General features: G+C 58.1%; 21 protein-coding genes and 1 pseudogene. 10 read left to right on the forward strand and 12 right to left on the reverse strand.

Annotated features, from left to right (window positions below; genetic code table 11):
- The first annotated feature begins 116 nt into the window (after positions 1-116).
- On the forward strand, positions 117-521 hold the full coding sequence (locus ACYQ8E_RS17310; RefSeq protein ID WP_066729732.1) for a hypothetical protein: 405 nt from the start codon (positions 117-119) through the stop codon (positions 519-521).
- A 520-nt stretch (positions 522-1,041) separates the two neighbouring features.
- Here ACYQ8E_RS17310 and ACYQ8E_RS17315 read toward each other — a convergent pair.
- Together ACYQ8E_RS17315 and ACYQ8E_RS17320 are read right to left on the reverse strand one after the other, a co-directional pair.
- Entirely contained in the window at positions 1,042-2,091 is a 1,050-nt protein-coding gene (locus tag ACYQ8E_RS17315; protein ID WP_066723639.1) for an IS110 family RNA-guided transposase, read from the reverse strand.
- 130 nt (positions 2,092-2,221) lie between these two features.
- Positions 2,222-3,091: an integrase core domain-containing protein gene (locus ACYQ8E_RS17320; protein ID WP_066726432.1), complete on the reverse strand. Its 870-nt coding sequence runs from the start codon at positions 3,089-3,091 to the stop codon at positions 2,222-2,224.
- 158 nt (positions 3,092-3,249) lie between these two features.
- On the opposite strand from ACYQ8E_RS17320, the gene ACYQ8E_RS17325 reads away from it, so the two are divergent.
- Positions 3,250-4,464 carry an IS256 family transposase gene (locus ACYQ8E_RS17325; RefSeq protein ID WP_066722594.1) on the forward strand — a complete coding sequence of 405 codons (1,215 nt, stop codon included), beginning with the start codon at positions 3,250-3,252 and terminating at the stop codon, positions 4,462-4,464.
- 41 nt (positions 4,465-4,505) lie between these two features.
- Here ACYQ8E_RS17325 and ACYQ8E_RS17330 read toward each other — a convergent pair.
- Positions 4,506-4,766, reverse strand: a pseudogene (locus ACYQ8E_RS17330) (hypothetical protein); the annotation flags it as partial.
- A 329-nt stretch (positions 4,767-5,095) separates the two neighbouring features.
- On the opposite strand from ACYQ8E_RS17330, the gene ACYQ8E_RS17335 reads away from it, so the two are divergent.
- The 5 genes from ACYQ8E_RS17335 (at position 5,096) to ACYQ8E_RS17355 (ending at position 7,940) form a co-directional block, all read left to right on the forward strand.
- On the forward strand, positions 5,096-5,614 hold the full coding sequence (locus tag ACYQ8E_RS17335; RefSeq protein ID WP_066726497.1) for a cupin domain-containing protein: 519 nt from the start codon (positions 5,096-5,098) through the stop codon (positions 5,612-5,614).
- A gap of 43 nt (positions 5,615-5,657) precedes the next feature.
- A complete protein-coding gene (locus ACYQ8E_RS17340) occupies positions 5,658-6,173 on the forward strand; it encodes a gamma-glutamylcyclotransferase family protein (protein WP_066726499.1) in 516 nt (171 codons plus the stop codon).
- An 85-nt stretch (positions 6,174-6,258) separates the two neighbouring features.
- Entirely contained in the window at positions 6,259-6,759 is a 501-nt protein-coding gene (locus tag ACYQ8E_RS17345) for a cytochrome C (protein ID WP_066726501.1), read from the forward strand.
- 405 nt (positions 6,760-7,164) lie between these two features.
- Positions 7,165-7,665, forward strand: a complete 501-nt coding sequence (locus tag ACYQ8E_RS17350) for a hypothetical protein (protein WP_459859775.1) — start codon at positions 7,165-7,167, stop codon at positions 7,663-7,665.
- Between the two features lie 62 nt (positions 7,666-7,727).
- Positions 7,728-7,940, forward strand: a complete 213-nt coding sequence (locus ACYQ8E_RS17355) for a hypothetical protein (RefSeq protein ID WP_066726510.1) — start codon at positions 7,728-7,730, stop codon at positions 7,938-7,940.
- 495 nt (positions 7,941-8,435) lie between these two features.
- Here ACYQ8E_RS17355 and ACYQ8E_RS17360 read toward each other — a convergent pair whose 3' ends face one another.
- The 9 genes from ACYQ8E_RS17360 to ACYQ8E_RS17400 form a co-directional block, all read right to left on the reverse strand.
- The gene (locus ACYQ8E_RS17360) at positions 8,436-8,789 is read right to left on the reverse strand and encodes a hypothetical protein (protein ID WP_459859774.1); all 354 of its coding nucleotides are present in this window, start codon (positions 8,787-8,789) and stop codon (positions 8,436-8,438) included.
- 114 nt (positions 8,790-8,903) lie between these two features.
- A complete protein-coding gene (locus ACYQ8E_RS17365) occupies positions 8,904-9,275 on the reverse strand; it encodes a hypothetical protein (RefSeq protein ID WP_459859772.1) in 372 nt (123 codons plus the stop codon).
- Positions 9,276-9,480: 205 nt separating this feature from the next.
- Complete coding sequence (locus ACYQ8E_RS17370) at positions 9,481-9,981, reverse strand: hypothetical protein (RefSeq protein WP_459859770.1); 501 nt, start codon at positions 9,979-9,981, stop codon at positions 9,481-9,483.
- A gap of 3 nt (positions 9,982-9,984) precedes the next feature.
- Positions 9,985-10,920: a hypothetical protein gene (locus tag ACYQ8E_RS17375; RefSeq protein WP_459859769.1), complete on the reverse strand. Its 936-nt coding sequence runs from the start codon at positions 10,918-10,920 to the stop codon at positions 9,985-9,987.
- Positions 10,921-10,954: 34 nt separating this feature from the next.
- A complete protein-coding gene (locus tag ACYQ8E_RS17380; protein ID WP_459859768.1) occupies positions 10,955-12,121 on the reverse strand; it encodes a restriction endonuclease subunit S in 1,167 nt (388 codons plus the stop codon).
- Positions 12,118-13,743 (reverse strand): HsdM family class I SAM-dependent methyltransferase, encoded by a 1,626-nt coding sequence (locus tag ACYQ8E_RS17385; RefSeq protein WP_459859767.1) that lies wholly within the window; start codon positions 13,741-13,743, stop codon positions 12,118-12,120. The genes ACYQ8E_RS17380 and ACYQ8E_RS17385 overlap by 4 nt, the downstream gene beginning before the upstream one ends.
- 12 nt (positions 13,744-13,755) lie before the next feature.
- Positions 13,756-15,897 carry a DEAD/DEAH box helicase family protein gene (locus tag ACYQ8E_RS17390; protein ID WP_459859766.1) on the reverse strand — a complete coding sequence of 714 codons (2,142 nt, stop codon included), beginning with the start codon at positions 15,895-15,897 and terminating at the stop codon, positions 13,756-13,758.
- A 209-nt stretch (positions 15,898-16,106) separates the two neighbouring features.
- Complete coding sequence (locus ACYQ8E_RS17395) at positions 16,107-16,640, reverse strand: hypothetical protein (protein ID WP_459859764.1); 534 nt, start codon at positions 16,638-16,640, stop codon at positions 16,107-16,109.
- Positions 16,641-16,709: 69 nt separating this feature from the next.
- Positions 16,710-16,964: a hypothetical protein gene (locus ACYQ8E_RS17400; protein WP_459859763.1), complete on the reverse strand. Its 255-nt coding sequence runs from the start codon at positions 16,962-16,964 to the stop codon at positions 16,710-16,712.
- Positions 16,965-17,224: 260 nt separating this feature from the next.
- On the opposite strand from ACYQ8E_RS17400, the gene ACYQ8E_RS17405 reads away from it, so the two are divergent.
- The 3 genes from ACYQ8E_RS17405 to ACYQ8E_RS17415 all read left to right on the forward strand — a co-directional run bounded on the left by ACYQ8E_RS17405 (position 17,225) and on the right by ACYQ8E_RS17415 (position 18,194).
- Positions 17,225-17,515, forward strand: a complete 291-nt coding sequence (locus tag ACYQ8E_RS17405; RefSeq protein WP_459859762.1) for a type II toxin-antitoxin system RelE/ParE family toxin — start codon at positions 17,225-17,227, stop codon at positions 17,513-17,515.
- 20 nt (positions 17,516-17,535) lie between these two features.
- A complete protein-coding gene (locus ACYQ8E_RS17410) occupies positions 17,536-17,823 on the forward strand; it encodes a HigA family addiction module antitoxin (protein ID WP_066726512.1) in 288 nt (95 codons plus the stop codon).
- A gap of 161 nt (positions 17,824-17,984) precedes the next feature.
- On the forward strand, positions 17,985-18,194 hold the full coding sequence (locus ACYQ8E_RS17415; protein WP_066726513.1) for a PspC domain-containing protein: 210 nt from the start codon (positions 17,985-17,987) through the stop codon (positions 18,192-18,194).
- Positions 18,195-18,210 lie beyond the last annotated feature (16 nt).

Genomic DNA, 18,210 nt, shown 5'->3' on the forward strand with positions numbered 1-18,210 from the left:
CTACTGGGGAATTATAAAATTCAATAAATTGGCTTTCCGGGGTTTCAAACGGCATCGGGCCGAAAATCAGGAGATTATACGGATCCGTATATATGCTGTTTGGCAGATTACCGATCATGACTATCTCAAGCATCGCGAAATACCTTGCCGCGTGGTTCGTCATGTTGCTCGTTTCCATCGCAAATGGCGCCGTTCGGGACTTCACCTATGGCAAGCTAATGAGCGAACTTTCTGCTCATCAACTGTCAACTCTCACGAGCGTTCTGCTGCTGGGCGCGATTATCTTCGCCTTTGTCCACTTCTTCCCGCCCTCTTCTGACCTGGAAGCCGTTTGCATTGGTCTGCTTTGGATGTCACTTACCATCGCGTTCGAGTTTCTCTTTTTCCATTTTGTCGGCGGCCACTCCTGGGCGAAATTGCTGGCCAATTACAACATTCTGGAAGGGCGCGTCTGGGTTGTCGTTCTGGCCTGGGTAGCGGTTGCTCCATACGTTTTCTTCCGACTCCGCCGACCGACCTAACACTTATCAGGCCCCCGGCCGTCAAGGGTAAAAAAGTCCGATAACGAAAAAGGTTTTCCCTCCCGTTCTTTGACATGCGACTGATCACTTAAGAGCCAACCGGGTTCCGGCTTGGGATTCTCTTCTGGCTGCAGACGAATTCTGCTCCAAACACTTATCGAGGCTCTTGATGCAGGGGCCGGTCTTTGTCGACCTGGTTCTCCCTGCCGCCTGGAATCACGCTCGTGCCCTCATGCCGTCCCAATCAAAATAGCGAGGTCCATCTTGGTGCCGATGGCCGCAGTTAGGTGCGGGATCGGGGAAGGGGCAGAATCCGGCGCGGGCCCTTTGGACCATCGCGCAAGCTGTTGGAGCGGGGCGGACCTCCAATCAAAACAAACCGGCTGGCGGAAGTTGGCGGATGATGCGGCCCAAGTCGGGCTGTTGGCCCAGAAGTCTGCGCTTGCTTATGGCCGCCGAGCTTATCTCGCCGCTGTGGTTGCCTCCAGTTAGACGGTCTGGCTGATCCGCCCCCTCCGCGTCAGGCGGCCTTGCGCAGGAACCTGTCCTGGTCGAAGGGCACCTGATTTTTGAGCATGTAATAGACGGCACGACCGAGACGATGGGCCAGGATGGCCAGGGCTTTCCCCTTGCCGTGCTTGCTGGCCAGGCGTTGCAGCATGGTTTGAGCCGGCTTGTTCCCTTTGAGCATCAGCACCACGGCCTCGCCAAAAGCCCAGCGCAGATGGGCGTTGCCGATCTTCTTGCCCGAATGGCCATAATGCTTGCCGTTCGATTCCTTGCCCGGCTTGACCAGCCGGCAATAGGAGGCAAAGTCCTGCTCGCGGGGGAAGCGGGCGATGTCCTCGATCTCGTAGAGCATCACCATGCCGAGGATCTTGCCGACCCCGGGAATCGATTTGAGCAGCGCCAGGTTGATCGGATCATGACCGGTGGCGATGCGCTCCAGTTCCCGCTCCAGTCGATCCAGCAGCTGTTCGTAATGTTCGATGGTGAGCAGGTCGACCTCGACCATGCGACGTACCACCGAATCGGGAAACTTTTTGAGCAGATCACCGCGCTCGCTCGGTTTGGCGATACGTCCCAGCGGCTCGGGGAGGTTGTACTGGGTGGCGGTGTTCTGGATGTGGGCGAAGAGTTCGCCCCGTTTGCGGGCGAGATGATTGCGGCGGCGCAGCAAGTCCCTCGTCGCCCGCATCGGCTTGGGGTAGGTATAGGCCAGCGGAAAAGAACCGCCGCGCAGCAGTACGGCGATCTTGTGGGAATCGATGCGATCGTTCTTGGCCTTGCCGCCGTGAATTGCCTTCATGTAGAGGGCATGACCGAGGACGAAGTCAATCTCCTGCTCGGTGCACAGATCGGCCAGCCAGTACCAGGTAAACATGCACTCGCAGCCGACCACGATGCCGGAGCGGTAGGGTTTGATCAGTCGCAGGAAGTTTTTCGGTTTGGTCGGGATGTTCTGATGAACCACCACCTCGCCGGTCGCATCAAGGATGCAGACGTACATGGCGTCTGCATGCAGATCGACGCCGCAATAGAATTGGTGCTGTTTCGTGTAGAATTTCATGGTGCAGGCTCCTTTCTTTGAGAGGGTTTCTTGTTTCTCAAAGGATACCGGATGGTCCGGTATCTATGGAGGGGGCCTGCACTAGTATCAAATCGTGTAGCGGAACCGGTTCCTTGGACACAAGTTTAGATTATGCCGCCTGACGGATTTCGTCGGGCGACCGGAAGCCATTTTTCTCGACTCGCCATTCGCTGTTGTAGAGTTCGACGAAGGTTTTCACGGCCTCGCGAACATCATCGATGGTACGGAATATTCGGCCATAGATGGCTTGCTCTTTCAAGGTGCGGTTGAATCGTTCAGCAACTCCGTTGGTCTGTGGTTCGGCAACGAAGGCAAAGCTGGGGGTGATTCCCCAGAACTTGATCTGGTTCAGAAAATGGTCTGAGAGGTACTGGGTGCCGTGATCCATACGCAGAGACAACCCTCGGGCAATATCTTTCTCTACGCCCCCATAGATGTTGTCTAACGCCATGGAAAGTGGTTGAAGAGCAGCATAACGGTCGCCGGTCTTGCAAACATGCCAGCCGACACATTCGGCGTTCCAGTGCTCGACGGCGCTAAAGATCCAGACCCAGCCTTCGTCGAGAGTGAATACGCGGGTGCCATCGGTGCCCCACATTAGATTCGGAGCCATGGTGATGATTTTACCATCATGCGCCTTGGCTGCTTTGGGCCAACCCCGGTGAGGTGACAACAGATGATTCTCGCGCATCAACCGCAGAACCCGCTTGCGTGCGATGCGCACGCCGTCACAAATCCGCAGCCTGGCCCAGACCTTGCGGTGTCCTTCGCCGGTGAACGGGGACGTGGCCAGATCGTGACGGATCATGGCGAGAAGATCCTCATCACTGATTGACGGACGTGGGCCACGACGCTTGGGAGTTGATTGCGGAATCTGGCGCGAGGCATGGTAGAACGAGGAGCGAGCCTGCTCCCAAACATTGCAAACCCGCTGGACGCCGTAGGCCTTTTCAGCGCCTGGGGAGATCGTTTGGCTCATTTCGACGACCTCCGTTTGGCTAAAGGGCCGGGTTTTTTAACCCGTTCCCAAAGTAGTTCGTTTTCCATGGTCAATTCGCCGATCCGGGAGGGTGTAAAAAAGATTGTGTAAATGGCCATTCAGGGGTACACCGGGACCCCACCCTCTAAGGAGCCCCCATGGCCATCGAAAAAGATCTGCTGGACCGTCTGCTTGCCGACTACAAGAAGCCCGAAGACCTGATCGGCGAAACCGGCTTGCTTAAACAGCTCACCAAGGCCCTTCTGGAACGAGCTTTGGAAGCGGAATTGACCCAACACCTGGGGCACGAGAAGCATGCTCCCGTGGCCACGAAAGGCGGCAATGCCCGCAATGGCAAGTCGGCCAAAACCATCAAGGGCGAATTCGGCAAACTGCCGATCGAGGTTCCGCGTGACCGGGACAGCAGCTTCGAGCCGCTCATCATTCCCAAGGGCCAGACCCGCTTCGCCGGCTTCGACGGCAAGATCATCTCCCTCTACGCCCGGGGGATGACGACCCGGGAGATCCAGGGGCATCTGGAAGAGATTTATGGCGTCGAGGTCTCTCCCGCCCTCATTTCCAGCGTGACCGATGCCGTCGCGGACGAGGTCAAGATCTGGCAGAACCGACCGCTCGACGCCCTCTATCCCATCGTCTATATGGACGCGGTCCGGGTCAAGGTGCGAGACAACGGCCACGTCAGCAATAAAGCGGTCTACCTGGCCCTGGGCGTCACCCTGGACGGCATCAAGGAGGTCCTGGGCATGTGGGTGGCCGAGAACGAGGGCGCCAAGTTCTGGCTACAGGTGGTGACCGAGTTGAAAAACCGGGGTGTCGAAGACATCTTCATCGCCTGCGTGGACGGGCTCAAAGGTTTCCCCGAGGCCATCGAAGCAGTCTTTCCTCGCACCCAGGTCCAGCTCTGCCTCGTTCACATGGTGCGCCATTCTCTCCGCTACGTCTCCTGGAAACAGCGCAAGGAAGTGGCGGCCGATCTGAAGTCCATTTACCAGGCCGCGACGGCCGAGCAGGCCGAAATGAACCTGACGGAGTTCGAAGCGAAGTGGGATAAAACCCACCCCTCCATCGGCCAGTCCTGGCGGCGGAACTGGGAGAGAATCACCCCGTTTTTCGCCTACCCGGCGGAGATTCGCAAGGTGATCTACACCACCAATGCGATCGAATCGCTGAACATGTCGCTGCGCAAGGTCACCAAGAACCGGGGCTCATTCCCCAACGACGCAGCCATGTTCAAACTGCTCTACCTGGCGCTGAACAATATCGCCAAGAAATGGACCCTGCCGATTCGGGACTGGAAGGCCGCTCTCAACCAGTTCTCTATCTTGTTCGAAGGCAGGTTGCCGGTTTACTGACGACAAAAACCCAAGCCATTTACACAAACTGATTTACACCGCCCGATCCGGCGCATGGCCTGGTTGAGTTCCGCTTGAGTCGGATCGTTCTGACGTTGTTTCAACGACTCATCGATTCCGGTCAGCGCTTTCTCTCGCCACTGCTCCAGGCGGTAGATTTCGATGCTCAACTCGCGGGACAGAGCATCAACCGATTCGCCCCGCAGCAAGCGCAGAACCACTTCACGCTTGCGGGCAGCGCTCCAACGTTGCCCTTCGGCCAAAGGCCCAGTGACTGTTTCGTTCTTGTTGTTTGTTGTCATTATTAATCTCCTTGGACATCGGGATTCTATCCCAAATCAGTGTCCAAGAAAACTGGTGCCGCTATAGACCTAACAAATCGCAAAAAAGCGAACACGGATACAGGGGTTATTTGCCGCTCTGGCTTGCTCGCCACAACAAAGAGGTCTTTGGCGGGCTCTACGTTGCTGGTATTGTCTACACAATTTGGGTGTCGGTTTACGCCGCTACCTATACAATTCACTGCAGGCGGCACAACCCTGACAGGCCGTGGCCTGAACTCAAGCGTCAGACGCCACAACCCATTCCTCCTGTCACCAATTTTTACCAACTCCGCAACCTGGAGACACCCATGCCAAAGCCAATCATTAACATTGCCGATGTCGAGCTTGGGCCGCGCCCTCCCGGCTTCGCCCCTTCCGGATCCGCGGCAGAGAGATTCGACGCCCGGATGGGATTTATTGGCCCGCGCGTTGGCGCACAAAAACTCGTTTACAACATCACCGCTGTGCCGCCGGGGAAACGCGCATTCCCTTTTCACAACCACCGCGTCAACGAAGAGATGGTTTTTGTCCTGCAGGGGACCGGCGAAGTCCGGATCGGCGAGAGCGTCTACCCAATCCGCCCCGGTGACGTAATCGCTCTTCCTACCGGCGGAAAAGAGAGCGCCCACCAGATCACCAACACGGGGGCCGAAGAATTGCGCTATCTCGCCGTGAGTACCAAGCTCTCGCCCGAGATCGCCGAATACCCCGACTCGGGAAAATTTGGCGTCCTGGCCGAGTTCGGTGCAGACTCCGAGGGCAAGGCGCAGCGCTTTGTCTTCGTTGGTCGCGCCGACGCATCCCTCGACTACTGGGAGGGGGAGTGACTCTTACGGCAGCAGACTGCTGCCTCCCGAACCCCTGACCCTCATGCCGACGCTCCATTACCTCGCCTATGGCTCCAACATGCACCCGCTGCGGTTACGCGAACGATGTCCAAGTGCGCTTCCCCTGGGGGTCGTGGAGCTGCCGGGCATGGTGGTGCGCGATGCAAAACGCAGCGAGGACGGTTCGGGGAAGTGCACCTTTATCAACCAGCCGGGGCATCTCGCCTTTGGCGTCCTCTATGCGATGGATGCATTGGAACAACCTCTCCTGGATCGGGCCGAAGGGCTGGGCCAGGGGTATGATGTTCGACCGTTCCGGGTTTCGCTGGCGGGAGTGGTCTATTCCCCCATCGCCTATGTGGTCCGGCCCTCCCACTTCGATTTGTCGCTGCGCCCCTACGACTGGTACCAGGCGATGGTCGTAGGCGGGGCGCGCCATATGGGTATGCCGGAAGAGTACATCGCCGAGTTGGACGCGGTTGAGGCCATTATTGACTTGGACGCAGTACGGCGAGAAAATGAACGGGCACGGCTGCGAAGGATGGGATGCCTGCGATAGCCGAAGTCCTTATCCGCCCAGGACGTGGTGCAACAGCCAGGGCTAAAGCCCAATATCTCTTTAACCTCCAGGTATGGTGACGACGATGTTCACGCTACGGAAAGTGTTGGTCGGGATTTTGTTGCTTGCTGTTTCCCCGGTAACAAGCTCATTCGCGCAACCCGCGGCAGAGGCCGATGCCGAGTCCCTGAACCGCGGCAGGTATCTGGCCAGGATCGCCGGCTGTAACGACTGCCATACGGCCGGGTACGCCCAATCCGGCGGAAATATCCCGGAAGCACAATGGTTGATGGGCGACCAACTCGGCTGGCGTGGCCCCTGGGGTACGACCTATTCCAGCAACCTGCGACTCTACATGCAGAACTTTTCCGAGGACCAATGGGTCCAGATCGCCAGGACAGCCCAATTCCGGCCGCCGATGCCTTGGTTTGCCCTCCGTGACATGACTGAGGGCGACCTGCGCGCCATCTACCGCTTCGTCCGGCAGCTTGGCGACGCTGGCGCGCCGGCACCTTCCTTCGTCCCTCCCGGGCAGGAACCGAAGGGGCCATTCGTGTTGTTTCCAGCGCCGCCATCGGCAAAATGAGGCCGGAATCAACGGCTATACCATCTCTCGCGGCATCGCAGTGGGAGTGCAACGTGCGAATCTTCGGTCTGGTTGTTAGAGGAGGGCATTCGTGCCAGGCCTGCAAACATGGAAATAGGTGGAATATTTGAAGAGGGCAATCGTGTCAGGCCTGCAAACATGGAAATAGCCGAAATTGCACGATTGCAGGCCTGACACGAAAGCTTTGCAAGTACATTGATTTGGGAATTTTTTGCCAAGCACGTGCTGCCATGACAGAAAAGTCGGCGCTGGCGGGACGGCAAGAATATGCCGTGACAGGGAAAATCAGATGCCCGACCTGTCAGCCCACACGGGCGCTGCGCGATAAAGCCACATAGGCCGGTTACTTCTACGTTAGTGAAATGACCCCCAGGATAATTGTGCATGGACGCCAACCGATATCGATATGAATCCCCTGCCGCCCCCGTGGTCTCGGCCATCGCGTTGGCTGCCGGGGCTGGGCTGACCGGGCTGGCGCTGAGACTGGAGGATGCCCCGCTCCTGGTCGAAATCCTCCTCTGGTGTTTCGCCGTTCTGATGGCCCTCGTGCTGCTCGGCACCCTGCTGCGGACTTCAGTGACCGTCAACGGGGAAGGACATTTTCGCATGACCAAAACGTTGGCGGGATTCCCGCTCGGCAAGGTTTGCCTGCACAACGGCGAGGTTCGGGCCGTAGAACTGCACCGCACCCTGACGCCGGGTCTGGAGCACGCCAACACGTTGAGCAGCAGCCCCGACAAGCCGCGCTATCGTCTGGAGATAGTTCACGGCCGGGGGAAACATCTCGTCGCGGCCTCCGCCGGCAAGGGCCTCCAGAGCGAGGCGATCCGGCTGGCCAAGGCGCTCGATTGCCCCCTGGAGAAAACGGGGGACTGGGCACGCTAGGGGAATCTCCGGAATTGCTTTTTGCGGAACCAAATTCCTCACGGTGCCAAGGGGAACCAAACATGCGATATTTCGCTCTACTGTTCGGGATTTTGCTCCTTTTCGGCCTGGGGGGCTGCTCGTCACGGCAGCTCTACGAGTCCGGCCAGAGCTGGCAACGCAACCAGTGCAACCAGATCTTCGATGCGCTGGAACGCAGCCGCTGCCTGGAGAGTACCAGCTCCTCCTTCGAAGAGTACCGCCGGGAATCCGAAGCGGTGAGGAACGCCAGGTAGGAAGCGGTGGCAATCCTCCCTCTTTGAAGAGGCAATCGTGTCAGGCCTGCAAATATGGAAATAGCTGAAATTGCACGATTGCAGGCCTGACAAGAAAACTCTGCCCTGGTTGCTGGATTTGCCGAGGAAGAGGCAATCGTGTCAGGCCTGCAAATATGGAAATAGCTGAAATTGCACGATTGCAGGCCTGACAAGAAAACTCTGCCCTGGTTGCTGGATTTGCCGAGGGGACGGCGGCGGACTGTGGTCTGTGTGTGGTCAGGGGGGGGCGGTTTGGCGTCACGGGTCTGGATTTTCCCGGCCGCGCGGCAAATGTCCTCCAATGGGATGTTCTTTGCCCCTTTGCCGCCGAAGGAAGCTGAAAAGACTAGGAAAAACAAAAAGGCCCGCCAAAGTGGCGGGCCCCTCCATGTGATTCGTCCTGAGGTGCTACTTTACTTTTTTCCCGCTAAAACTGGGTGGCATCGAAGCGTGAAGGTTTTTCCTGCCTAGATTCTAGACATCGCCAGACTCCTCCATCGCCATGCCGTCGAGCACTTCCCGCAGCCGGGCATCCAGCCAAGGCGCGTCAGGGATAATCAAAGCCAGCACGGCATCACCGGCCAGCGGCATGACCGCCTCGAAGATCCCCGAGGCGCGGAATACGTACTCGAACGGCGGGGCCTGGTAGTCGAAGTCCGGCAGGAGCTGTTCGATCGTGTCACCCTCCTCCAGGACGACGATGTGACCGTGCGCCTCGGGATCGTACGCGCCGTCGTCCCCCTCGAACGCCACCATCCGCTGAACAGCTACCGCAGGCAGCATGCTCGCAAGTTCCCGAGCTCGGGCAGCTGACTTCAATTCGATCATCAATCTTCTCCTTCCTCGCGGCCATGAAGTGACAGATGGCGCAGGTTGCGACCTTCTCGACGATGTAAGTTGCGCACCACCAGATCGGGTGCGCCGGCTTGGGCAGGCGAGCGATCACGTCGTCCTCCCTTCGTCGGCAAGAGCGTTCAGCAGGTGCTGGCGCAGGGTTGGATCAGCATCGGGGGGAACGACGACGGTCAGGCCGAACTGGTTGTTGCGTAGCAGCACGCCGACCAGCATGTCGCCGTCGCGGTAGCCTCCCTCCCACGGCAGGCGTTCGGGGGGATGGCCGAGCACGGTGTCGATGGTCTCGGGTGAGTCGCTGGCCTCGACTAGCACGACGTAGCCGTCGTCCTCGGGGGTGTAGTGGTGGGTACCAGTGGTGTGGGCAGAAAACAGGGTGGCGACGGCCCGCTCGACGGCGGTGCGAACCGGGGGTGGCAGGTCGGCCGACGTCACGTCGACCGGCGAAAGAAAGGTGCGCATCGATTCCTCCTTGGCGTAGGCGGCCTGATTGCCAAGGAGGTAGTACGAGCTTTAAAAGTCGGTTGAACTCAGTAAAAAGCCCCGAGCCGTTGGCTCGGGGCTGTGTCGTTGTTCTCTGTTTTTTCGGTGGGGTCGGTGGAGTTGTGGGGTAGGGCTACCTACCGCAAGGGTTTTCCCGTGGTTCCCGGTGTTCCCGCTGCCGCTCTCAGGGCTGAGGCTTCTGCCCCGGCATCTTCGACTTGGTGATCTCGTCGTGCTTGGCAAGCTGGATCTTCATCAACGTCGCCGGCAAACCAAGCGACAAGATGAACGCTGAGATGGCCGTCCCCAAATACACTCGCTCCATCCAGACCGCAACATCGGGAAGCACTTTTCCGACAAGGCTCGCAGCAAGAACGAGCCCCAAGGTCGCAAGGTAGAGGATGAACATCCACTTCTGGCGGACAAGCTGGTTGAAAATTTTCTTGCGGCCTTTTTCGTTGGCGCGCCAACTATGCCCGGCAAAAGCACTTGGGTCTCCCATCATCGTCATGATCGCAACGAGAAAACCAGCCAGGACAGAAAACACCGTGACGATGACATTGATCGCTAAGTCGTTATCATGAATCAGGGGCTGTCCATAGATTGCCCCAGCTGCGCCGGCAAGGATTGAAACACTGAAAAAGATGATACGCGGCCAAGCAATTTGCTCTCTGTCTGTAGCCATACGCTATTGCTCCAGCAATCCGCCATCTCGCAATTCGTAGTAGTACTGCTCCAAGGCCCGCCATGCATCACCGCAGAAAACAGACTTCCCATGTTTAGGGAGGGAGACCGTCTTTCTCAGTGTGATGTCAGCGCCATTGATTTTCTCCCCACCAAGAGTCTCGATGGTAAAGCCGTCGTCGCCATCTTCAATCATCTGACTAGCCAATGACTCAATGCTCTGCCTACCAATAGTGCTGTCTTTTCTGCGACTGTCATATTTCAGTATGACATGTGCGCTGAGGTTTTCCGCCTCTTCGAGCTCTGCGGCATCATGGTCCTCCAAAATCAGGGCCTTGATTTCGTCCATCAGCCTTCCGCCGATCTTTTTCCTTACGGTCGTTCTCTCAAGATGATCCAGAGTTGCGTCAAATAATGTCGCATTCAGGTTGATCGACCGAACCCCTTGGCTCTGGATCAGGCGGACTTTGTCAACATCGGCTTTCTTGCAAAGGCCGAATTTGGAGGCATTGGCGTCGATCTTCGCGGCCTCGATGACCTCCACCATGTAGCGCTCCGCCTTCTTCTCGTGAAGATTGGACGAACAAAGCAGCACATGATTGCCCGCGACCAAGGCCATGATATCTCCATCCATGAACTCGCACTGGTCGGGAGGAGGTGTGGTGGTGACATCAGCCGGTTGTGTGCCGGCGGTCATGGGAACAACAGAAGCATGCTCTCCAGGCGAGTACGCCGCGATGTGGAGAAAAACGCCAAGCGAAGCTTGGTTCTGATGCTTTCTGCATTCCAGAACAGGATGCCCAGGCATTACCACGCGGCGCTGTGCAACGTCAGGCAACTTGGTGTGCGCCTCTGCAAGGTACTGTTCAAGAGTCTTTGCTGTCGGAGCAAAAAACTCAGCCTTGCGGTAGCCCAATGTTTTTTTCTTTTCGTCGGACACGATAACCCCCTGTAGTTTTGTAAAACATCCAAGCTTAGGTAAAAAATTCGGACATCAAGGATTGCATCAATTCTGCTGTCCTTTTCTCGTGTTCAACATGCTGAGAACCAATCGAATGAATGGCTGAGGCTTTTTGCGCAAAGGTCTGCTGCTGGGTAAGCGGGGGAATTGGCAAGCACAATTCCTGCAAGATATCCATGTCAATTTTTTTGGTGCCGTGAGCTGACGAAGATACTTTGGACAGCAAATAACCGTGCTGGCATTGCAACGCCCACCGCAGGTACTTGCCTACGAGTTGGCTCTTCGGAACCATCGCCTTCATGTCTTGATTGATCGTAACCATTGACACATTAGAATAAATCGGCACCGTATGTGCCAGAATCATCCCTCGAACAACGATCAGGACGCTTTCAGGAGGAATTTCCTTCAGAGTGGTTTCCTCCAATGCTTTCTGCGAAATATGATCAATTGCATCGCAAATGTTGTCTGATTTCATGTCCTTGGGAGACACCCACGGGATAAGGCCATCCCAAAATTCAGGACGCTGCTTCGAAGGGGTGCCACCACTCCTGAATTCGACTACATCTCCAAGGGGCTGAGTCTCCCACCCCTTCGGATTGGTCGCCGGGTCGCCGAACATGTCGACGAACAGGGCCGGGATCAACTCCCGCGTCGTTTCCAGGGCCTGCTTCCGCAACCGCCGGATGCTGTCCGCCCGCTTCAGGATGTTTACAATGCGGCGTTGTTCGTCGAGAGGAGGCAGGGGGATACGAAACTTCTTGAGAGCACCTTTGCTAATTTCTTTGAACGTAGTACCACCGGCTTCCCGTAGCATCAGGTCTTTTTGTGTTGGGAGCCAGTAGGCCAAGAATTCCGGGAGAACCCGGTCGCCACAAATGAAGTTCGCAAATCCCTGATTGGTAGAGATTGGCTTTGTTGCAATCGCCGTAAAGCCAATTGTTGCCCTACTCGTAAGAAGAACGGAACACTCCGGCAAAAGCCTTGCACTACTCTTTTGCAAACCAAGTGGGGTTACCGTTTCCTTAGTCTGCGAAATATACAGGCCCTCAAGTGCGGTAACATCTGTGGGCGTCGCCCATAAAACATCGCCACCGAAAAATTCTGGATTTGTCCTTGTTGGCGTCCCTCCACCAACAATCTGGCAAACTTCACCCAGAAGAGCTGTCGGCCATTGACTCACGCCCGCCCCTCCTGAAGAGCATCCCGCAAACCTTCAACCTCCTCCAAAATCTCCCGCTCAATGGCGGCCATTACGTCCAACAACTCCAGCGGACTACGGTGCTCGACCTGCGCCTGCGACAGCGGCCGGTAACGGCTGGCCGACAGGTTAAAGTCGTTGGCGCGGATCGTGTCGGCAGTAGCGAACCACCATTGGTTCGCCCATACCGCCCCTTCGTCCCGGCCCTGCCACTCCTGCCAATTCAGCTCCCGCTGTTGGTAGGCCGTCACCAGCCCCGGCAGGTCGTCCTGCTCGATCGGCGCGGTGTGCTGGGCGTCGAGCTTGTAGCCGTCGTTGTCGGCGTGCAGGAACAACACCCGCCCGGTCTTGCCCCCCTTGCGGAAGACCAGCACCGACGTCTTGACCCCAGAGTAAGGCTGAAATACTCCGCCCGGAAGAGACATAACCGCCTCGACGGTGTTGTTTTCCAGCAGTTGGCGGCGCAGCTCCTTGTGCGCCCCAGTGGAACCGAACAGCACCCCCTCGGGGACAACCACGGCGCAGCGACCGTCGGCCTTGAGGCTGTCGACCATGTAGCGCAGGAATAGCAGCTCCGTAGCCGTGGTGGTGCCAACCTTGACGTCATCGACGATACGGTCCTTGTCGACCCGGCCGGAGAACGGTGGATTCGCAAGGACCACCTTGTAGCCGTCCAGGGGTAGGCCGCGCTCCTGCTTCTGCTGGGCGTCGAGGGTGGTGGTGAGCACGTTGCGACGGCGGATGTAGACCTGCGGCAAGCCGCGCAGGGTCAGGTTCATAGTGGCAAGGCGGACCATCTTCGGGTCGACGTCGTTGCCATAGAAGGTGTTGTGTGCCAGCACCTCCCACTTGGCGGCAGAGAGCATGTCCCCGGGGCCGCGCTGCACCAGCTTGCCGTCGACCTCGACCTGCTCAATGGCACCTGCCGAACTGTTCTGCAATCTCATGTGGCCGTAGGCGGCAACGAGGAAACCGGCGGTACCGGCCGCCGGGTCGTAGACCGTCTCCCCGACCTGCGGGTCAAGAATGCGGACCATGGCGCGGATGACATGACGGGGAGTGCGGAACTGGCCCAACTCGCCAGCCTGACTGATCTGCTTGAGGACATGCTCGAACAGGTCGCCCTTGGTGTCGGCGTCGGCCTGGTCAAGGCGCAGTTCATCGACCAGCCCGACCACCTGAGTCAGCACCGTCGGTTCGTCGATACCAAGTCGCGCCCCCTCCATGAAGTTGTAGGCGGAACGGTTCGCCATCTCGGCGTAGAAGGCAAAGACCTCGTCACGGACGAAGCGCACCAGCCCCTCGCCGGTCATCCCCTTGGCCCAGATCGACCAACGCAGCCGGTCGGCGGGGATGGTCTTCTGCCCCTCGACCGGGGCGTTGAGCGGATTGCGCAGAGTCCAGTTGCCAGCAAAGACGCTGGCGTACTCTTGCTTGGAGATGCGAGCCCGGGCGGCGTTGTCGCGGTCCTGCCCTTCGGAAAGATAGAAATAGAACAGGAACGCCAGCTGCTCGGCGTTGGACATGGGGTCGGGATAGCCACCGCCGTAAAGGTAGTTGCGGATCTGGTCTACCTTCTGACGAAGTTCGGGGGTCAAAGCCATGCTGGAAAACTCCTAGCGGGATTGCTGATCGTGGATGGTTTTCTCGTCGCCGTCAACATCGGCAAAGACGGCTCGGTTGAGACCATCGAGAAGGACGGCCAAGCGCTCTTTGTTGCCAAAGGTAGCCACGGCGCGTTGCAGCCCGCCGATGTGGCTGAAGGGAGGCACCATGAAGTGGTCGGCGGTGAAAACATCGAGCCGGCCGGCGTTGGCCTTCAGGTACTCGCCAACGGTGCGCAGGAAACGCAGCTGTTCCGAGTGGAACCCTCCTTGCTCTGCCAACCATGCCTCGAAACGGGCGGCAACCTGGGCCTGCGCCTGCGCGTCGGCATCGACAAAGATGAAGTTGCCGTTCTCGTCGATCGTCACCCATTCGCGGGTGTTCGGGTCAATATGGTCGTCGATGTCCAGGGTCAGCAGGTTGCGAGGGTTCGACTTGTACTTGGGTCGCCCCTCCTTGACAAGGCCCCCTTCTGCCGTCGTCTCGTCATCGTCGTGGTAGTCGGTGACACCGACAAAGTCAAACATGGTGAAGCGGCTTTTGCCGGGAGCCTTGCGCGTACCCCGACCGCGCATCTGCCGGTAGAGCACCACCGACCGGGTGAAACGGGCCATGACCAGACTGACCACCTCGGGAGCATCGAAACCGGTATCGAGCATGTTGACCGAGACCAGGATTTTCGGGAACGCCTCGCGTTTGAAACGGCGGATCTTGGTTGCGGCATCGAGAGTATCGTCCTTGCCGAAACCGGAGACCACGAAGTCGGCGTAGCGGACCTCGGGGGAAGGTTTCTCGTGGGCGAACGCCTCGTCGAACATCAACGCCAGGGTCTCGGCGTGGCGCTTGGTGACGGCAAAGACGATGGTCTTGCCCGGAACGGGGTAGCGCATCACCCCCTTTTTGTCCTGGTAGCCGTTGGCCAGCACGTCAAGAAACTCGCGGACGATGGCCCGGTTCCGCTCGGGAATGGTAAAGCGCCTCTCCAGAGCGTTAGGGTCGACCTTGACCGTATCGCCATTGGCGAACAGTTCCTCGAATTCGGCGCAGTCCTTCTTCGACATGGCTGACCAGTCAAGCTCGGACTTCTTGACCTCAATGCCGTCAGTGGCGGCAGTCCTGACCGTCTTCGCCTTGTAGATCTGGTAAGGTGCCAGATACCCCTCGTCGACCGCCTGCTTGAGGGTGTAGCGGAAGGTCGGCTTGTCGACCTCGAAGAACCGCAAGGTGTCGCGCACAAACAGGTGGTCCTCGTCGTCCCCGGTCTCGATCTCGCTGGTGAAGGGGGTGGCGGTCAGGCCGACCTGCACGCCGTCGAAGTACTTGAGGATGCCGCCCCACTTGCCGTAGATGCTGCGGTGGCACTCGTCGGTGACGATCAGGTCGAAGTAACCGGCCGAGTAGTCGCGGTAGATGTTGGTCATCGACTGCAGGGTGGTGACGGTGATCAGCTTCTCGTCCTGGAAACGCCTCCCAGTGCGCAGGACATAGCAGGGATAATCCGGGAGGTGCTCGGCGAAGGCGTCTTCGGTCTGCTTGGCGAGGGTGATCCGGTCGACCAGAAACAGCACTCGGGTAACGGCGTTGGCTTCGAAGAGGCGCTTCATGAAAGCGGCAGCGGTGCGGGTCTTGCCGGTCCCGGTGGCCATCTCGACCAGCAGTTTGCGCCGGCCGGTCGCCATCTCCTTACAGAGGGTGTCGATGCAATCCCTCTGGTAGTCGCGTTCGACGATCCTGGTGTCAATCGATTTGGTCAGGGGATCGACCCGCAGCTTGCGGCGGGCAAGGCGGCGTTCGAGGTCAACCTGGCTGAAGAAGCTGGAAACGGGGCGGGGGAAGGCTTCGGTCTCATAGTCCCAGAACAGGATTTGCTCGCCATCGGCTAGAAAGGCATAGGGCACATTGTCGAGCTGAGCGGCGTAGTTTTTAGCCTGCTTGGCTGCTGCCTGCAAAGTCTGACCGGGGCGCTTGGCCTCTATAACGGCCGCCGAGCGGCCATTGCGGTCACATAGCACGTAGTCGGCAAAGGTGCTGTCCGGCAGCTGGTACTCGTAGCGGACGCTGACGCCATCGGTCAGCTTCCAGCCGACCTCCTTGAGCTGCGCGTCAATTTCGACCCGCGCGAAGGCTTCCTTCTTTTTCCCCGGTCCCGCCATAGAATGCCCCCCAAAAGGCCCAGTAAAAACATGGAATTCCGCCCGACAAAGTAGCATTTTTTGTTGCCATAAAGAAGGGAAAAACAGGCCCCTACCCATAACGGGTAGGGGCCTGTTGGTCTTGTCTCGCATTTTTGATGGGGTCGATGGTGTGGTGGGGTAGGCCGAGAAGGTGCAAGGCTTTTCCCGCGTTCCCGACCTTCCCGCTACTATTCCTGCCGGCGCTTCAGCGTCAGGTTTGACGGGATTCGATTGCAGGGAGGCTGTTCAAACTCTTTGTCGGCCACCGGCTTGCGCTTTTCCCGTGCCAATTGGGCCTCGCGGGTGCGCTGGACCAGCATCCTCGGCGCGGGACCTGAGGAGGTGGGGCCTTGGCACGATTCCTGGTCTTTGGGCAGGTTGCAGAATTGCACCCCCCAACCAAATCGATCATGGAGAAACAACCGCCCGCCGCAGCTGTAATTCACTCCGTTGGCAAAACGCAGATCGAGGTGGATCCTGTCGCGCTTTAGAAGCTGGATCATCTCCTCCGGCATGATCTCCGGCTTCCCGGCTTTGCTCAGCTTATCCCGACGAACGATGAAGCCACATTTCTGGTGATTATGGCAGAAATAATTACCGCCAGCGGTAACGACATCACCCTCGCAGACGGGGCATTTTCCGAGCACCATTTTGAGCAGGTTCTCCCTTTCGGTTCTCCGACGGCGCAGAAATTCATTCAGCGCCTGGTGTTTGTCTTTCACAGGTTTTTCCTCCTTGTTCTGGTGAAATGCAGGCGGCCCCGGAGAATTCCGGGGCCGCCGCCGTTGATGTTAGTCGTCGAGACCGAGAGGATCACCGGCTTTAACCATCTGGCCATCCATCTCGCTGTCTTCCGCCTCCCCCAGAATCGACGTGCGGACGGTGAAGAACCGGACCCATTTGCCATCCAGCCAGGCCAGCCGCTGTTTCGCCTGCAGCCGGCTAGGCTCGTGACAGATGAGCAGACCTCGATCACGCAACTCGCGCGCGACCTCCTCGGGGTTGGCATTGCCGGTTGCGGCGATAAGCTGCTCGCGGTCGAACAAATACGCGCCGACGCGAGGATTGAAGAAGCCGCGCGCGCCACTGACATAGAAGAGGCAATCGTGTCAGGCCTGCAAATATGGAAATAGCTGAAATTGCACGTTTGCAGGCCTGACACGAAAACTCTGCCGACACGGAAACTCTGTCTAGTCTCGGCAACTCACGGCTCAAAGAATTGCGCAGCTAACCATTCTCTCAATTTGACTTAACTGTTGCACGGTATCCGTGTAAGCGTTAAAATCTATGCGGAGGGTTCGACAGGGTGATTGCATCATTTGGCGACAAGCTGACGGAAGCGCTGTATCACGGCACCAGCGACAAAGACCTTCGTCGGCTGCCGTTGGAAATCGTCAACCGCACCCTTCGCAAACTCGACATGCTCAATGCCGCCCACGATGTTCTGGATCTGCGCTCTCCCCCGGGTAATCGCCTTGAAGTGTTGCAGGGAGACCTTGCGGGACTGTTCAGTATCCGGGTCAACGACCAATGGCGGATCGTGTTTCGCTGGAAGGGCGGTAACGCCTACGAAGTGCGCCTGACCGATTATCACTAGAGGCGCCAAGGAGAGAAACCATGATCCCTGAAAACCGCATCCCGTCCCATCCCGGGAAAATCCTCAAGGAAGAGTTCCTCGACGAACTCGGCGTCAGCCAAGTTGCGTTCGCCGCGCACATCAAGGTTCCGGTTCAACGCGTCAACGAGATCGTCCGGGGCAAGCGCGGCATCACCTCGGATACCGCCTGGCTACTGGCGCAGGCTCTCGATACCACCCCCGAGTTCTGGCTCAACCTACAGGGGACTTACGACCTGGCACTGAACCGTCCGGAAAGGAGAATCGAGAAACTGCGCATGGCCAGCTGACTTTTCGGGAGAAACAAGAGGGGCAGGGTCAGGTCTCAACCTTTGACACATTCAGCTTCTTTGATAGAGGTCATTAGTGAACGAGCGGCTGGAGGCAAACCTGAGGAGTGTCAAAAGTTGAGATCTGAGACCCCTATGTGCTGATTCGGGCGGAGGATGGCATGGACAGGAATCTGGAAAAACGCAAACTGGCGCGGTCCCGAAGCGACAAGATGATCGGCGGGGTCTGCGGCGGGATTGCGGAATATTTTGGCTGGACCCCGTGGGTGGTGCGCTTCGTCTACGTCCTGGTGAGTATCCTCAGCGCCGCCTTTCCGGGCATCCTCATCTATCTGCTGCTCTGGGTGCTGATGCCGAAAGCCGAGGAGTAGCGGCGCCAGGGGAGGG

It is taken from the genome of Desulfuromonas carbonis (assembly GCF_054658035.1).

Bases quoted from the DNA above. Each gene is read 5' to 3' on its own strand.
- ACYQ8E_RS17385 (WP_459859767.1), bottom strand. From the start codon at position 13,743: ATGGCTTTGACCCCCGAACTTCGTCAGAAGGTAGACCAGATCCGCAAC.
- ACYQ8E_RS17315 (WP_066723639.1), bottom strand. From the start codon at position 2,091: ATGAAATTCTACACGAAACAGCACCAATTCTATTGCGGCGTCGATCTG.
- ACYQ8E_RS17350 (WP_459859775.1), top strand. From the start codon at position 7,165: ATGGACGCCAACCGATATCGATATGAATCCCCTGCCGCCCCCGTGGTC.
- ACYQ8E_RS17345 (WP_066726501.1), top strand. From the start codon at position 6,259: ATGTTCACGCTACGGAAAGTGTTGGTCGGGATTTTGTTGCTTGCTGTT.
- ACYQ8E_RS17415 (WP_066726513.1), top strand. From the start codon at position 17,985: ATGGACAGGAATCTGGAAAAACGCAAACTGGCGCGGTCCCGAAGCGAC.
- ACYQ8E_RS17335 (WP_066726497.1), top strand. From the start codon at position 5,096: ATGCCAAAGCCAATCATTAACATTGCCGATGTCGAGCTTGGGCCGCGC.
- ACYQ8E_RS17360 (WP_459859774.1), bottom strand. From the start codon at position 8,789: ATGATCGAATTGAAGTCAGCTGCCCGAGCTCGGGAACTTGCGAGCATG.
- ACYQ8E_RS17355 (WP_066726510.1), top strand. From the start codon at position 7,728: ATGCGATATTTCGCTCTACTGTTCGGGATTTTGCTCCTTTTCGGCCTG.
- ACYQ8E_RS17310 (WP_066729732.1), top strand. From the start codon at position 117: ATGACTATCTCAAGCATCGCGAAATACCTTGCCGCGTGGTTCGTCATG.
- ACYQ8E_RS17410 (WP_066726512.1), top strand. From the start codon at position 17,536: ATGATCCCTGAAAACCGCATCCCGTCCCATCCCGGGAAAATCCTCAAG.
- ACYQ8E_RS17365 (WP_459859772.1), bottom strand. From the start codon at position 9,275: ATGCGCACCTTTCTTTCGCCGGTCGACGTGACGTCGGCCGACCTGCCA.
- ACYQ8E_RS17370 (WP_459859770.1), bottom strand. From the start codon at position 9,981: ATGGCTACAGACAGAGAGCAAATTGCTTGGCCGCGTATCATCTTTTTC.
- ACYQ8E_RS17325 (WP_066722594.1), top strand. From the start codon at position 3,250: ATGGCCATCGAAAAAGATCTGCTGGACCGTCTGCTTGCCGACTACAAG.
- ACYQ8E_RS17320 (WP_066726432.1), bottom strand. From the start codon at position 3,091: ATGAGCCAAACGATCTCCCCAGGCGCTGAAAAGGCCTACGGCGTCCAG.
- ACYQ8E_RS17340 (WP_066726499.1), top strand. From the start codon at position 5,658: ATGCCGACGCTCCATTACCTCGCCTATGGCTCCAACATGCACCCGCTG.
- ACYQ8E_RS17390 (WP_459859766.1), bottom strand. From the start codon at position 15,897: ATGGCGGGACCGGGGAAAAAGAAGGAAGCCTTCGCGCGGGTCGAAATT.